A 16,257-nucleotide genomic window follows, 5' to 3' on the forward strand; every position below is an offset into this window, starting at 1 on the left:
CGCTTACAAGCTATTTTGAAGGGAATAAAATGAAGGTGAAAGATAAAAATTGTCAATATGTATGATAAAATAATAAAGGAATTATGCTCAACACTTCACAAATTTACAATATCATCCTTATGAAACGTATTTTTACAATTATTTTATTTTAAAGGGGACAAGTATTGGGTACGAAGGGGAAAGAGCATACTACTATTATTATTTAAAAACATGAAAGGAGAAAGATTATGGCTGAAACAACTAAAAAGCCTGCCGGCGAAGTGAAGTTTATTCCTTTATTAATTTGTCTGGCAATCGGACTTGTTTTATGGTTTATTACACCTCCGTCCGGACTTGATGTGAAGGCTTGGCACTTATTCGCTATTTTTGTGGCTACTATCGTAGGTCTTATCATTAAACCATTGCCATTAGGCAGTGTAGCTATTTTATCTTTAACCATTATTGTATTAACTAATACATTAACACTTGAACAATCGCTCAGCGGTTTTCAAAATACGACGATTTGGTTGATCGTTATTGCATTCTTTATTTCTAGAGGTTTTATTAAGACTGGTCTAGGAACAAGGGTTGCCTATATCTTTGTTCGTTTGTTCGGTAAAAAGACGTTGGGACTATCGTATTCTCTTATCGTAAGTGATTTACTTTTATCACCTGCAATGCCGTCTAATACAGCACGAGCTGGAGGAATTATTCTTCCAATCATTCGTTCTTTATCTGAAACATACGGATCGAGAACTGGAGACGGTACGGAGCGCAGAGTCGGTGCTTTCTTAACAAAAGTATCGTTTCAAGGAGATATGATTACATCGGCTATGTTCGTAACGGCAATGGCGGCCAATCCTCTTGCTGTTAAAATGACGGAACAAATTACAGGAAAGACTATTTCATGGGTTGGATGGGCAGCGGCTGCAATCGTACCTGGAATTATTAGTTTAATTGTGATTCCGCTCGTTATTTATAAGCTGTATCCGCCAGAATTAAAAGAAACGCCGGAAGCATCTGAAATTGCAGCAAAAAAACTAAATGAAATGGGCCCGCTAAAGAAAGAAGAATGGTACATGATTGGGGTATTTTTACTTCTTCTTGTGCTGTGGATTTTTGGCGCTAATTTAAATATTAATGCAACAACAACTGCTTTTATTGGTCTATGTGCGCTGCTTTTAACGCAAGTGTTAAGCTGGTCGGACATCAAAAAAGAACAGGGAGCATGGGATACATTAGTCTGGTTTGCTGTTTTGGTTATGATGGCAACTTTCTTAAATGATCTAGGCATGATTCCTTGGTTCAGTGATCTGATGAAAGGCACTGTTAGTCATATGTCTTGGATGACGGCGTTGATTGTACTAGCTATTGCATATTTTTATTCTCACTACTTTTTTGCGAGTAACACGGCTCACGTCAGCGCTATGTACGCAGCATTTTTATCTGTCATCGTGGCCGCTGGTGCGCCTCCGTTACTGTCAGCATTAATTTTAGCGTTCTTTAGCAATTTATTTGGCTGTTTAACTCACTACGGCAGTGGACCGGCACCGGTGTTCTTCGGTAGTGGATATGTAACGCAGCAAAAATGGTGGTCGCTCGGCTTTTTAATTTCAATTATTCATATTATCATTTGGATTGGAATTGGCGGCTTGTGGTGGAAACTGCTAGGTCTATGGTAAAAAAACAGTGGCGCAGGCCACTGTTTTTTTATGCTTCAGCCCAAACGGATACAGAGCCGCCATTTACAGGGAAGTGTCCGTAGCCGTCTTCTTCGATCACAACTTGGTCTTCTCGGTTCTTTGTGAAGTCGATCCACGTTTGTCCGCTTCGGTGTTCGCCGACGAACATTCTCTTTTCGCCGTCTTCGCCGTTTGACATCACCACAGCGCATCCAGACTTCTCAAATTCCTCTACACCATGCCTTACCCATCCAATGGTATTCGGGTGATCAAAATAATCGTCTTGCTGTCCGTATGCTTTGTCATAGCGTACGTGCAAGAGAGCAGAAATATCTTTTTCTTTTCCCTCAATTGGATGCTCTCCGCCTATCCCAAAATAGTCTCCGTAAAATACACAAGGATAGCCGTCTTCACGAAGTAAAATTAGAGCGTAAGCACTTTGTTTGAACCAATCTTCTACCCAAGATTCTAAAGATTCATTTGGCTGAGAGTCATGGTTATCTACAAATGTGACAACATTCAACGGATGAGTTTTAACCAATGTATCATCAAAAATTGTGGTTAAATCAAAATCTCTTCCTTGCTGAGAGGCTTCATGCAGTTTGTAATGCAGCGATACGTCAAACAAATCAATTTGATAATCAATAACGTCTAAAAATTCCTGACAGGCTGTTAATTCTGGATTCCAAAACTCTCCCACAAAATAAAATGGCTTTTCTTGAGAAGAGGACAATTCGTGAGCAAACTCTTTAATAAAATCATGGTTAATATGTTTAATGGCGTCTAATCGGTAACCGTCGCACTGCAGGGTGTCTGCTAACCATTTTCCCCATTTGATCATTTCTTCTCGAACTTCAGGGTGGTCGTAATCAATATTCGCAAACATTAAATAATCGTAGTTGCCAAACTCTTGATCAACATTTTCGTTCCAGCTTTTGTTTTCCCCGGCAATACGAAACACACCTTCTTTTCCGTTTTTATCATCGTAATCAGTGCCATTAAAATGATTAAAGTTCCATTTGAAAGAAGAATATTGATCGCCGCGCCCTTCAAATGTAAACTTTGTCCACCCTTCAATTTCAAAGGGTTCAGAAATCTCTTCTGTTCGGTTCATGGGGTCTACTTCAATGACGTGGAAGGTTTCTTTTTCATCCGCTGCAGCTTTATGATTCATCACAATATCAACATAGACATTAATTCCGTGATTATGACAGGCATCAATTGCTTCATGCAGCTCTTGCTTGGTTCCATACTTTGTACGAACGGTTCCTTTTTGATCAAACTCGCCAAGATCATATAAGTCGTAAACGCCGTAGCCATTATCCTCTGATGAAACACCTTTTGTAACCGGGGGAATCCACACGGAATCAATTCCTTGTTCTTTTAGTTGAGGAGCGAGCTCTTTGAGGCGTTTCCAATGCTCGCCATCAGCTGGCACATGCCATTCGAAAAATTGCATAATTGTATGATTCCGTTCCAAGTTAAATCATCCTCCTTTTAAATAAAAAGATATAATCGCTCACGGATAGTTCTTTAGAATCAAATGAGGAATTGATTATATTTTTTCTTTTAACGTTCCTGTTATCCCTATTCCTTAAACCTTTTTCAATATAGGATGCTTAAGAAAATCTTAAGATTCCCCCTTCTTTTTTCTTAAGAAATGCAGTTTACAATAAAACCCATAGACGAAATGACCCATGATATACTTTTGAAAGGAGTGTGAGAAATCAATGAACGAATATGTGGTTTTAGTCGTAGATGATGAGCAAGAAATCCGCAATGGTATTGCTATTTATTTAAAAAATGAAGGTATTAAAGTCTTTACGGCCAAAGATGGAATCGAAGCCATAGAGATACTAAATAAAGAAAAAGTTCACTTGATTATTCTGGATATTATGATGCCAAGGCAAGACGGCATTTCAACAACGTTTAAAATTCGAGAACAAAAAAATATCCCGATTATTATGCTGAGTGCTAAAAGCGAAGATGCCGATAAAGTGCTTGGTCTGCAGGTAGGAGCAGACGATTATGTGACAAAACCTTTTAATCCATTAGAACTGATAGCAAGAGTTAAATCACAGTTAAGAAGATATGTGACATTAGGTACCTATGAAGAAACAAAGACGATTAATATCCGAGGTCTTGTACTTGATATTGAGGCTAAGTCCGTCACTCTTGATGGGGAATTCATTAAGCTCACTCCCATTGAGTATAAAATTGTAGAATTATTAATGAAAAATGCAGGAAGAGTTTTTTCCATACATGATATTTATGAGCGCGTATGGAATGAACCCGGCTACAACGCAGAAAATACGGTAGCAGTGCACATTAGAAAAATAAGAGAAAAAATTGAGATTGAACCAAAAAATCCGAGATATGTAAAGGTTGTGTGGGGACTTGGATATAAAATGGAAAAATAGCGTTATTTCAGCTATAGGTATTATCTTGTTTTTATTTGGTTTAGGAGCAACCATTTCTTCTATTGGCAGCATGCATAACCTAGTAAAAGCAAACTACTTACAAAAAAGTACCTATGTAAAATCAGAAGACTTCCAAAAAGAAATAGATCGTTTTACAAATGATCTTTACCTCTTAGAATTGACATCCAAGAATAAAAATACCGTTAACGCAAATACGATAACAGAAGAAGAAATTGAGTCGTATCGATATGCAGAAGGAAACTTAACGGAACAAATACAAAACGTACACGATAAATATGAAGAAAAAATAGAAGACGCTAAGCAAGCAAAGAGTAAAAAAGTTGAAGATGCCTATGTAAAGCAGCGGGATCTAGAAGTTAAAAACATTCAAAAAAAGTTTCAAGATGATCAATTTGTTCGAGAAAAAATAGCAAAAAATAAAGAATTCGAAATAACGAGAATTTATGATGAAGCTTTTGATCGGCAAAAACCATTATCTCAATATAAAAAAGACATCATGTATTATTTGAAAGATAGAAACACACAAAAAATATATACGAACATCCAAAATGCAAGCAAGGAAAACGTTAATCAATTAGTAAAACAAAAAAATATGTTGTATAAACATACCTATTCAGCTCAATCACCCCTCGTGTTTCAACTAGATGAATATAAAAATTCATTGTTAAGCAGTGAGACAGACTCAGAGATTCCAAACCGGTATTTAAAGCAGAAGTTTACGGGTATAATTGCTGTTCCTGAAAAAGAAGCTTTCAGTAGTTCTTTATTTGATGAGTATAACTATCTTCATCATCAAAATGTAGTATTTCTCGTGTATGTATTGTCAGGGATAATAGCTCTGTTAATAGTTTACTTCATTTATAAAAAAACAATAACCGGACATTTAAAAGAAATAACAAGACAAACTGCCGTACAGAGGATTTATAAAAAAGTACCTTTAGATATGTGTATAATTGTTTTTCTTTTGTACTCATTTTTCACATCAAGTCTAGTTCTGAACGGCTATCCAACTTCTTTATTAGAATCATATAAGCATGTTGCTACATTTTTCTTTTATATGATAGCTATATCCATAGCTATTTGCCTGTGGGTACTTCAAGTATTTTTACTGTTTCAGCGTATGCGCACACTAGATGATATAAAAGAAGAATATAACAGAACGTGTGTTTATCAAGTCATTTATTTTCTTCAATCTATTTTTATTATCAGACATATTGGCATGTATATAATGGTTGTAGTACTGCTTTTAGTTTTTGCGGTATTTGCTGTTGCAGCTTTATTGACCAGTGGATCTATGTTTGTAGAACAAGTGTCTATACTATACTTAGCTGTCGGCAGTGTTATAGGAGTGGTTACTTTGATACTGCTTATGCTACGAATTAATTATTTAAATAAAATTATTATTTCCATTAATCAAATCGCCACAGCTGAGTGGAAAGAGCCGTTACCTATCAAAGGAAAATCAGCTTTAACTCAAGCAGCGATAGATATAAATCATATTCAGCAGCAAATTCAAACATCTCAGCATGTTCAAGTTAAAAGTGAACGCTTGAAAACAGAGTTAATTACCAACGTCAGTCACGATTTAAGAACACCCTTGACTTCTATTATGACATATACAGCGTTGCTAAAGTCCCAAGATCTTACTTGGGACGAACAACATGCTTACGTTGAAATTATTGACCGTAAATCAAAACGTTTACAGACACTTATTGATGATTTGTTTGAAGTATCAAAAATGGCAAGTGGAAATGTAGAATTGCATAAAGACACAATTGATATTAATCAGCTTCTTCATCAGGCTTTAGCTGAATATGATGAAGCAATTAAAGATTCAACTCTGCAATTTCGTATTCAATCTATCCAAAAGCCGATATTTGCTACTGTAGATGGTCAAAAATTATGGAGAGTATTTGACAATTTGATAGAGAACATATTGAAATATTCACTTGAACAAACGCGTGTCTATATTTCTGTTCAAGAAATAAACGAACAAGTGAAACTAACGTTTAAAAATGTAAGTAAATATGAGTTAAATGAGCAGGCAGACGAGCTGTTTGAACGATTTAAAAGAGGGGACGCCTCAAGACAAACCGATGGCTCTGGACTTGGTTTAGCTATTGCTAAGTCAATTATTGATTTGCACGGAGGAGAATTGAATATTGAAATTGACGGAGATTTATTTAAAGTAACGATTACTCTTTAATGTGAGTGAATATAAACAGCATATCTAGTAAAAAAGAGAAGCAACCTCATTATGCTGGTTGCTTCTCTTTTTTTAGCGTTCGTAATTTTATTCCGCAACCGCAAAGTGTACTGTGCTTTAGTACTTTTATTTCTCTATGACACTGATTACATCTTATTTCTTGTCCAACCATTTCTTCATCCCTTCCTCTTTTTACAAGAATTTAAATAAGTATCCATAAAATATGGATACTTATTTAGTGATAAAATGTTAAACTAATTGAGAATAAACGAAAATCTAAAATGAGAAAAACACCTTTATTTTCTCATTGGGAAAACTGATATCTTTATTTTACTTGCTGCGGAACAGACAATCCTAAACCGTCTGCAACGCGTGTTCCATACTCTGGATCCGCTTTGTAGAAGTGCTGAATTTGACGCAGTTTAATCTCTTCTTTTTCTACAGGCTTCATAGCTTCAACGATGTTTGCAACTAGTCGTGTACGCTCGTCTTCGCTTAGGAGGCGGTATAAGTCACCTGCTTGCGTGTAATGGTCGTTATGATCATATGCAACACTATCGGCAACGCCTGAAACAGGGTATGCCGCTTGTTTATTTTCATGAGATTCTGTCGGACCGCCAAAGCTGTTTGGCTCATAGTAAACAGAACGACCGCCGTTATCGTCAAAGCGCATTTGACCATCACGCTGATAGTTATTTACTTCATTGCGCGGACGGTTAATAGGTAGCGCTTGATGGTTAGCACCCACGCGGTAGCGATGTGCATCGCTGTATGCGAATAGTCGACCTTGCAGCATTTTATCAGGTGATACGTCAATTCCCGGTACAAGCGTTCCAGGTGAGAATGTAGCTTGCTCCACTTCGGCAAAATAATTTTCTGGATTTCGGTCCAAGACCATGCGACCTACTTCAATTAACGGATAGTCTTTTTGTGACCAAACCTTTGTTACGTCAAACGGATCAAAGCGGTACGTATCAGCGTCTTCTAATGGCATAATTTGAACGTACAGCTTCCATGAAGGGAAATCGCCTTTTTCAATGGCATTAAATAGATCTTCAGTATGATAATCCGGATTTTCACCAGCTAGCTTTGCGGCTACGTCTGGAGACAGATTTTTCACGCTTTGCTCTGTTTTAAAGTGATATTTTACCCAAACGCCATCTCCTTCGGCATTAACCCATTTAAATGTATGGCTGCCAAATCCATGCATATGGCGTAACGTTGCCGGGATACCGCGATCAGACATTAAAATAGAAACTTGATGCAAAGATTCAGGAGATAAAGACCAGAAATCCCACACGGCCGTCGGGTTTTTCAAATGCGTGCGTGGATCGCGTTTTTGTGTATGAATAAAATCGGGAAATTTAATCGCATCTCGGATGAAAAATACAGGTGTATTATTTCCGACTAAGTCGTAGTTGCCTTCTTCTGTATAAAATTTAACAGCAAATCCGCGAGGGTCGCGAACGGTATCTGCTGAGCCGTTTTCACCAGCTACTGTTGAAAAGCGAACAAATAGAGGTGTTCGTTTTCCTACTTCAGAAAGGAAAGCTGCTTTTGTATAGGCTGAAACATTGTTTGTCACTTCAAAATAACCGTGGGCACCGGCGCCTTTTGCGTGTACGACGCGTTCAGGAACACGCTCTCGGTTAAAATGGGCTAATTTCTCTAAAAGGTGAACATCTTGAATTAAAGTAGGTCCGCGTGAACCAGCGGTCATCGAATTTTGATTATCTCCAACCGGAGATCCCCAACTAGTCGTTAAGTTGTTCTTGTTTGTTGTCATCTTAGAACCACCTCTTATTTGAATTTTATTATGTTAGAAATAATAATAACATTTTTAAATAAAAAATCAATACTAAATTATAATTATTATAATTTAAAGTGTTAATTTTGAGATGTAGTCAGTGGGGGTTATAAGCATGTGAAGTGTACGAACTATTTTAAAAATTTTCTGTATAGTATATTTAGTTTAATAATAAAAATGCCTGGTGTGCAATTATTTTGACCGGCTATTACCATATCAAAAACACGCTTGCTTATATAAGCAAGCGTGTTCGTTTTATATATTTTGTGATAAGTTTGCTTTCGCCGCTAGTTCAGCCTGAGGCGTGCGCCAAAGCTGCGTCCATTTTTGAATCGCGGCAATCATAATAATGAGACCGAGTATAAGCATGATGATTGAAAGAGTCGCATTTAATATGCTGTAACCTGCCGCAGCTTCATTTAAATACACATTCTTAACCATCCAATAACCCGCGTAGTTAACCGTTACGTAAAGGTAGGCTAGTGGAATAAGACAAGTAAGCATATAGGAGCGCTTATCTGCAATTCTAAGAATAACGGTTGCACCAATAATTAAACCAATGGATGCCATTAACTGATTCGATACGCCGAACAGCGCCCAAACTGAGCCAATATCTCCTGAGAACAATAAGTATCCCCACATAAAACAGGCTAGGGCACTTGCAAAAATGGACCCAGGAAGCCAGTCTACTCGCTTCAATGGCTTATAAAATTCACCGAAAAAGTCTTGAATTAAATAGCGGGAAACGCGTGTACCCGCGTCGATAGCAGTCAAAATAAACACTGCTTCAAACATAATAACGAATTGAAAAAAGTAAGAAGACAGGTGGCTGAACCAAGGAATTTCCGTGAAAATATACGTCATTCCTACAGCCAGTGTAACAGCGCCGCCTGTACGGCCTTCTAAGTTTAGGCCAATTTCTTGGCTAAGCTGAGGAAGAGCCGTTACGTTCATGCCAAGCGTTTTGAATACTTCAGGTGTAGAGTTGATTGCAAAATAGTCTCCAGGATGTAAAGCAGTTGCGGCAATTAATGCCATAATTCCTACTAAGCATTCGACTAACATCGCGCCGAAGCCTACAACTTTAATGTCACTCCAACGATCGAGCATCTTAGGGGTTGTTCCTGAACCAACAAATGCATGGAAGCCAGAAATAGCACCGCAGGCGATCGTAATGGAAATAAACGGCCACACAGGTCCTGCTAAAATAGGGCCGCCTCCGTGAATAAATTCAGTAACTGCAGGAAATGGAATTGCTGGATTTACGAAAAACACGCCTACAATCAGCGCGATAAAGACACCAATTTTCATAAAGCTGCTTAAGTAATCTCGAGGTGCTAAAAGCAGCCAAACGGGCAAGGCCGCTGCAAAAAATGCATAAACGGGAAGAATAATTGAAAGTGTTTTAATATCTAGCGTTAAAAAATCTCCTAAAGCTGTTCCTTGAATATAAGGACCGCTAAATACGGCGATTAAAATTAAAATGAAGCCGACGGTAGAAGCCGCTTTTAAATTACCTGTTTTTTTGTGGTAAATACCTACCCCCATTGCGATCGGAATGGTAATTCCAACAGCGAATGTACCCCAAGGATTTTTCTCAAGGGCGTGTAACACGACCATAGATAAACCGGCCATTGTAATGGTAATGATAAAAAGCATAGCTAAACCTGTACAAAAACCAGCGACGGGTCCTAGCTCTTTTTTAGCCACTTCTGAAAGCGACTGGCCTTTTTGGCGCATAGATGCAAATAACACAACTGCATCGTGAACGGCTCCTCCGATTACAGCTCCGATTAAAAGCCAGAGCAGTCCGGGCAAATAGCCAAACTGAGCTGCTAAAATAGGTCCAACAAGCGGACCCGCAGCTGCAATAGCTGCAAAGTGATGACCAAATGTTACCCATCGATTGGTTGGCACGTAATCTTTTCCATCTTCAAGCTCATGTGCCGGCGTTTTTTGCGCATCGTTTAGTTTCAAGACCTTAACAGCCATGAATGTTCCATAAAGCCGATACGCAATCATTAAAATACAGATAGATCCAATAACAATCGTAACCGCATTCATTACAAATCCCCCTATCCCTTAGTTGTCTGATGTTTGTACTACTACACAACGTTATGTAATTGTGTGTTCCCCTTACAACTTTCATTATAAAAGAAGAAAGCGCTTTTATCACCAGTTTTTCCCTTAATTATTTAAAAAATTAGAAAGTTCAAATTCCCTTTGAAAAACTATAAGACTTTTCACATAATCTCTGCTATAATTTTTAAAAAAATTAGTACGCATTTAGGTGTTTTTAGTTAGGGAGATGAAATGAGTGAACCATCGTCAAGAGTTACAAAATAGCAAGCGTATCGTAGTCAAAGTAGGGACATCTACGTTGACCTATGATAACGGAGATATTAACTTAGCACGCATTGAAAAACTAGCGCGTGTGTTATCTGATTTAATGAATGCAGGAAAAGAAGTTGTGCTTGTTACATCAGGTGCCGTTCAAGTGGGAGTAAAAAAACTAAAGTTAAAAGAAAAGCCAACTTCTATTCGAGAAAAACAAGCAGCAGCCTCTGTCGGGCAGTGTGAGCTTATGCATATCTATAGTAAATTCTTTGGTGAGTATAGTCACATTGTTGGTCAAGTACTGTTAACAAAAGATGTAATCGAAGATGAACATGTGCGCAATAACGTTGTGAACACGTTTGAAAAATTAATTGAAGACAAAGTGATTCCTATTGTGAATGAAAACGATACAGTTGCCATCGATGAGATTGAAAACATCGTGCGTTTTGGAGATAACGATAATTTATCCGCCATTGTTTCAGTTTTGATTCACGCAGATTTACTTGTTATTTTATCTGATATTGACGGTTTCTTTGATTCAGATCCCACAAAAAACCCTAACTCTAAATTAATGAAAGTAATAGATGGCATCACGCCGGAGCTTGAGAATTTTGCTGGAGATAGTGGAACTGACGTTGGAACAGGCGGAATGGTCACAAAGCTGACCGCTGCTAAAACAGCTACAAGTGCAGGCGTGAGCTTAATCCTAGCAAATGGGAAAGAACCAAGTATTTTGCGAGATATTATTGAAGGCCAAGAAATTGGAACGTTATTCTTAAAACAAGCTGAAGGAGTAATGAAATGAGTGAATTGCAGCTTAAAGGAAAGCAGGCAAAAGAAGCCTCTTATTTCTTAGGAAATGTAACGAGCGAACAAAAACAGCAGGCACTTTATAAAATGGCGGCTGCTCTATTGGATCAACAAGAGACAATTTTAAAAGCAAATGAATTAGACGTAGAAAAAGCCGTTCAAAAAGGCACGTCAAAAGCGATGTTGGATCGCCTATCTTTAAATGAAGGGCGGATTCATGGAATGGCAGACGGCCTGCGCCAAGTAGCTGCGCTTGCAGATCCGGTAGGAGAAGTGCTGTCTATGGCTAAACGACCAAATGGCTTACAAATTGGGCAGCAGCGTGTACCTATTGGTGTCATAGGAATTATTTATGAAGCGCGTCCAAACGTTACATGTGATGCAGCAGGCTTATGCTTAAAAGCAGGAAATGCGGTTATTTTGCGCGGAGGCAGTGAGGCATTTCATTCGAATCAAGCGATTGTTTCTGTATTATCCCAAGCTGCGGCAAGTGCAGGATTTCCTGAGCATAGCGTACAGCTTATTGAAGATACGTCGAGAGAAACAGCACTGGAGTTAATGAAGCTAAATGAATATATCGATGTATTAATTCCTCGAGGCGGTGCTGGTTTAATTGAAGCGGTGGTAAAAAATGCAACGGTTCCTGTTATTGAGACAGGAACCGGGAACTGCCACATTTATGTTGATGAAGAATATGACCGTGACATGGCAGCCAGTATTGTCATTAATGCAAAAACATCTCGTCCAGCGGTGTGCAACTCAGCCGAAAAGCTGATTATTCATGAACGGGCGGCTCATGAATTTTTGCCGATTATTGTTCAAGCGCTACGAGAGAAAGATGTAGAAGTACGCGGTGATGAACGTGCGCTCACAATCGTTCCAGATCTTGTTCCAGCAGGGGATGAGGATTGGAAGAAAGAATATTTGGATTTCATCATGGCAGTTAAAATCGTAGATGACATCGATGAAGCGATTTCCCATATTAATGTTCATAGTTCACATCATTCTGAAGCGATTGTAACAACAAATTATGCTCATGCTCAGCGTTTTTTACAGCGCGTTAATTCAGCTGCTGTTTATGTGAATGCTTCGACGAGGTTTACGGACGGAGAAGAGTTTGGTTTCGGGGCAGAAATCGGAATTAGTACACAAAAGCTTCATGCGCGTGGACCAATGGGATTAAAGGAATTAACAACATTAAAATATATTATTTACGGAGATGGACAAATTCGATAAAAAGAAGAGGCTGGGACGAAAGTATTTTAGACAAAGTAAAAACGAACCATTGATCAAAATTTTTGATTAGTGGTTCGGTTTTTTTGTTAGGGTGAACATAGTTTTCATCTGTTTAAATTCTTCTAGTAGTTGATTGGAGGGCGAGATGAAGACTCCCGCGGAAAGCGAAGTCTTGCACGGAAATCAACTACGGTGTCATAAGCCGTTTAGCTCATGTATCCCATTTGTTTTTCTTTAGATTGGATTCATTTAGTTATACCCCAACCTCTTCCCTTACTTCCATATATGTTCAATTTCTTCAAGTGACTTTCCTTTTGTTTCTGGCACCCACTTCCATATAAACAAAAATGAAGCGATACACATAATCATAAAAGATAAAAAGGTAAAAGATCCTCCAGCTTTGTTCCAAAGAATAGGAAAAAACTGAGACACAAACCAATTAGCTATCCACAAGAAAAAGGTAGAAATAGACATTGCATAGCCTCTCGCATGATTAGGAAAAATTTCAGAAATCACAACCCATACAACAGGTCCCATAGAAATATTAAAAAGAAATAAATAAAAAACAATAAGTAAACTAGTAGTCAAGCCTTCAGTACCCTGTGAATGAAATCCAAAAGAAACGAGAAGCTGCGTAACGGCCATACCGGCTGTGCCAATAAGTAATAAAGCTTTGCGGCCAATCCGGTCGATAAGCCACATGGAACAAAGAACGCCTAAAAAGGCAGCTACACCAATCATAGACGTAACAAGGAGCGATAAATCTCCTCTAGCTCCAGCTGCTTCAAAAACTTGCGGGGCGTAATAAATAATGGCATTGATTCCGACAAGCTGTTGAAAGGCTGCAAGTAGAATACCAATAAGCAACGCTTTTCGAAGGCCTGCCTCTTTAAAAAGCGAAAGAGAAGCCGGTTGATTTTCTTTTAACGATTGCTCAATATGATACAGCTCTTGGCGTGCAATGTGTGTACCATTGATTTTAATTAAAATGTCCATAGCTTCTACAGCGCGGTTTGCTTTTACTAGCCACCTCGGACTTTCAGGAACAGGAGAAAGGATAAGAAGAAATAAAAGAGCTGGAATCCCAGAAGCACCGATAATGTAGCGCCATCCTGTGGAATTCTGCCATGCGTCTTCCCCAATAGATAAAATGTAGTCATTTACAAAATAGACAGAAACAATCCCAACGGCAACAGCAAATTGATAAAGAGAGCCTAAGCGGCCGCGCATGTGCGGAGGGGCTATTTCAGAAATATAGGTAATAGAAAGAACGGAGGCCATACCAATGCCTAGCCCTCCAATAATTCGAGAAATAATCACAAAAGAGATGGTTGAAGATAGCGCTTGCATAATTGCGGATACGATAAATAAAGAAGCTGCTAAAAGCAAGATACCTTTTCTACCGAATCGATCACTCAGTTTTCCTGAAGAAAGTACCCCAACGGCACCCCCGAGCAGCAAACTGGATACAACAAAACCTACCATCGTTGGACTGAGATTAAAATGCACTTCCATCAACCCAATAGCCCCTGAAATGACGGCTGTGTCATAGCCGTAAAGTAACCCTCCAAAAGCAGCTGCACATGAAATGAAAATAACAAAAAATAGATTTCCTTTTTGCTCCTTATACTCGTCAGAAGTTACTTTTACTATCCCCATATAAATTCCTCCTTTGAATCGCGTTCACTATTTTAATTTAAAAAAACGTTATACGTAAAACGTTTTCATAAAAGATGTTTTTATGTTAAACTAAAAATTGTAAATAATCAAACTATTTTTTAACTTTTATATGAATTATGTACGTTTTGTTATCAATCAATAGGGAAGAAAAAGTAAGGGGGAAGAGAAATATGGCGTTTATTCAATGTGATTTTTTTTCAGAAGTATTGCAAATAAGTACTTCAATGAACGTTTTGATACCGCAGCAAACAAAATCTCAGATTGGTTTACAAACCAATACAAGAAGTGAGAAACACCCTACGCTCTATTTATTACACGGTCTTTCTGATGATCATACGATATGGATGAGAAGAACTTCGATTGAACGCTACGCATCAGAATTAGGACTTGCAGTTGTAATGCCAAATGTAGATCGTAGCTTTTATAGAGATATGGCTTATGGAAAGAAGTATTGGACGTTTGTAACAGAAGAACTTCCTCAATTGGCTAGGTCATTCTTTCCGTTATCGGAAAAAAGAGAAGATAATTTTGTGGCTGGTCTTTCTATGGGAGGGTACGGCGCTTTAAAATGGGCGTTTCGCAAACCACATCAATTTTCTGCAGCTGCCAGTTTATCAGGAGTGATGGACATTGAAGGGCTTGGAGAGCGAGGGGAAGTTCAGTTCCTAGATTATCCTTTGATTTTTGGCATCCCGCCTGTTATTAGACCTGAGGATGATCTTTTCTGGCTGCTTGAAAATCGCCGGCGCTATGGAGAAGTGACTCCGCGTATTTATCAATGCTGTGGAACGGAAGATTTTTTATATCAGGAAAATAAACGTTTTTCCGAGCGATGTAAGCAAGAGCCTATTTGTTTTACATATGAAGAAGGAAAAGGAAGTCACGACTGGGCATATTGGGATCAAAAAATTCAAGATGTGTTAAAGTGGCTGTTTAGTGAAAAGTAGGGAAGGTAGTTTTGGGTGGTTCCGACTTCTAGTAGTATAATAAAGAAAAATGTTTACTTGGTCGATAGACTAAAAGGAAATAGGAGTCGGTACGAATGGGGAGAAAAAAAGTCACGATTACAGAAGTAGCAAAAGAAGCGGGTGTTTCATTAGCTACGGTATCAAGAATCTTCAATAATAAAGACGGTAAAATTAAAATCAGTGAAAAAACAAAACAAAAAGTACTAAAAGCAGCAGCTCATTTAGGGTATCAGACAAATCCATTTGCGGCAGCTCTGCGGGCCCAAAAAACAGGGATTATCGGGATATTAATTAGAGATTTAAAAGACCCATTTTTAATCGAGCTGTTAAAAAAGGTACAGCAGCAAGTTCAAAGTCGAGGGATGGACGTTCTTATTGGACATACGGATTACCAAGAAACAACGGCTGAGCGTCAATTAAATGTGATGATGAATCATTGGTTTGATGGAGTCATTTTATTAGATTATGTAGCCGCTCCGCATCCGTTTGTAGACGTATTAAAACAATATCAAACGCCTTACGTTTCTCTTACAGGAGACGGCTCTTCTGCACTTTGGCCAATTGTACATGTAGATGATGCGGTGGGAATACAATTAGCTGTTGCTCACTTAACGGACCTTGGCCATAAGAATATCGGGTTCGTTGGAAAAGCTGTAAGCGGAGTCGAGCACCGTCTGTCTCTGTTTTATCAGTATGTACCGTCAGCAAACGCAAAGTTTGTGAAAGAAGATATGAATAACTCAGATGAACTATATCAGTTTATAAATGAGCTAGCTCATCATCCAGAGCCCCCAACTGCGCTTATTTGTGCTACGGATTACATTGCTCTGAAAGTGATACACTGTGCGTGGCAAAACGGACTTCACGTTCCAGCGGATTTGTCTGTTATAGGGTTTGATGATATTACAGAAGCTAGTGAAGCGCAACCTCCGCTAACAACCATCCGTCAACCGATGGAAAAAATGGCTGAAAAAGCAGTAAACCTCTTACTTCAGCAAATTCAGGATCAGCAAGAAATAGATCAGGTACAGTATAAAATGGCACCTGTATTAGTAGAGCGTGAGACCACAAAACGTATGAATTGATAAGGAATGTATATACTATTCCTGAA

At 38.5% G+C, this 16,257-nt stretch carries 11 protein-coding genes; 7 read left to right on the forward strand and 4 right to left on the reverse strand.

Annotation, left to right across the window (positions count from 1 at the left end; all coding sequences use genetic code 11):
* Nucleotides 1–227 precede the first annotated feature (227 nt).
* Nucleotides 228–1,661 (forward strand): anion permease, encoded by a 1,434-nt coding sequence (locus ACXAE4_RS01670; protein ID WP_028411930.1) that lies wholly within the window; start codon nucleotides 228–230, stop codon nucleotides 1,659–1,661.
* A gap of 28 nt (nucleotides 1,662–1,689) precedes the next feature.
* Here the strand turns inward: ACXAE4_RS01670 and ACXAE4_RS01675 are convergent, their stop codons facing one another.
* Complete coding sequence (locus ACXAE4_RS01675) at nucleotides 1,690–3,141, reverse strand: alpha-amylase (protein ID WP_028411931.1); 1,452 nt, start codon at nucleotides 3,139–3,141, stop codon at nucleotides 1,690–1,692.
* 250 nt (nucleotides 3,142–3,391) lie between these two features.
* On the opposite strand from ACXAE4_RS01675, the gene ACXAE4_RS01680 reads away from it, so the two are divergent.
* Together ACXAE4_RS01680 and ACXAE4_RS01685 are read left to right on the forward strand one after the other, a co-directional pair.
* Nucleotides 3,392–4,081 (forward strand): response regulator transcription factor, encoded by a 690-nt coding sequence (locus ACXAE4_RS01680; RefSeq protein WP_028411932.1) that lies wholly within the window; start codon nucleotides 3,392–3,394, stop codon nucleotides 4,079–4,081.
* Entirely contained in the window at nucleotides 4,059–6,308 is a 2,250-nt protein-coding gene (locus ACXAE4_RS01685; protein ID WP_289578609.1) for a sensor histidine kinase, read from the forward strand. Before ACXAE4_RS01680 ends, ACXAE4_RS01685 begins: the two co-directional genes overlap by 23 nt.
* Nucleotides 6,309–6,633: 325 nt before the next feature.
* Here ACXAE4_RS01685 and katA read toward each other — a convergent pair whose 3' ends face one another.
* Nucleotides 6,634–8,094 (reverse strand): catalase KatA, encoded by a 1,461-nt coding sequence (gene katA, locus ACXAE4_RS01690; RefSeq protein WP_047749559.1) that lies wholly within the window; start codon nucleotides 8,092–8,094, stop codon nucleotides 6,634–6,636.
* Nucleotides 8,095–8,370: 276 nt separating this feature from the next.
* Entirely contained in the window at nucleotides 8,371–10,179 is a 1,809-nt protein-coding gene (gene cstA, locus ACXAE4_RS01695; protein ID WP_014457699.1) for a carbon starvation protein CstA, read from the reverse strand.
* Nucleotides 10,180–10,432: 253 nt separating this feature from the next.
* Between cstA and proB the strand changes: the two genes are divergently transcribed.
* Entirely contained in the window at nucleotides 10,433–11,257 is an 825-nt protein-coding gene (proB, locus tag ACXAE4_RS01700) for a glutamate 5-kinase (protein ID WP_013085533.1), read from the forward strand.
* Nucleotides 11,254–12,498 (forward strand): glutamate-5-semialdehyde dehydrogenase, encoded by a 1,245-nt coding sequence (locus ACXAE4_RS01705; protein ID WP_034263707.1) that lies wholly within the window; start codon nucleotides 11,254–11,256, stop codon nucleotides 12,496–12,498. The genes proB and ACXAE4_RS01705 overlap by 4 nt, the downstream gene beginning before the upstream one ends.
* A 273-nt stretch (nucleotides 12,499–12,771) precedes the next feature.
* Here the strand turns inward: ACXAE4_RS01705 and ACXAE4_RS01710 are convergent, their stop codons facing one another.
* Nucleotides 12,772–14,157 (reverse strand): sugar porter family MFS transporter, encoded by a 1,386-nt coding sequence (locus ACXAE4_RS01710; RefSeq protein WP_289578607.1) that lies wholly within the window; start codon nucleotides 14,155–14,157, stop codon nucleotides 12,772–12,774.
* 191 nt (nucleotides 14,158–14,348) lie between these two features.
* Here ACXAE4_RS01710 and ACXAE4_RS01715 point away from each other — a divergent pair, with 191 nt between their 5' ends.
* Nucleotides 14,349–15,125: an alpha/beta hydrolase gene (locus tag ACXAE4_RS01715; protein WP_099000259.1), complete on the forward strand. Its 777-nt coding sequence runs from the start codon at nucleotides 14,349–14,351 to the stop codon at nucleotides 15,123–15,125.
* Between the two features lie 95 nt (nucleotides 15,126–15,220).
* Entirely contained in the window at nucleotides 15,221–16,231 is a 1,011-nt protein-coding gene (locus ACXAE4_RS01720; protein WP_099000258.1) for a LacI family DNA-binding transcriptional regulator, read from the forward strand.
* Nucleotides 16,232–16,257: the final 26 nt, after the last annotated feature.

Source organism: Priestia sp. ABM2_011, assembly GCF_056158845.1.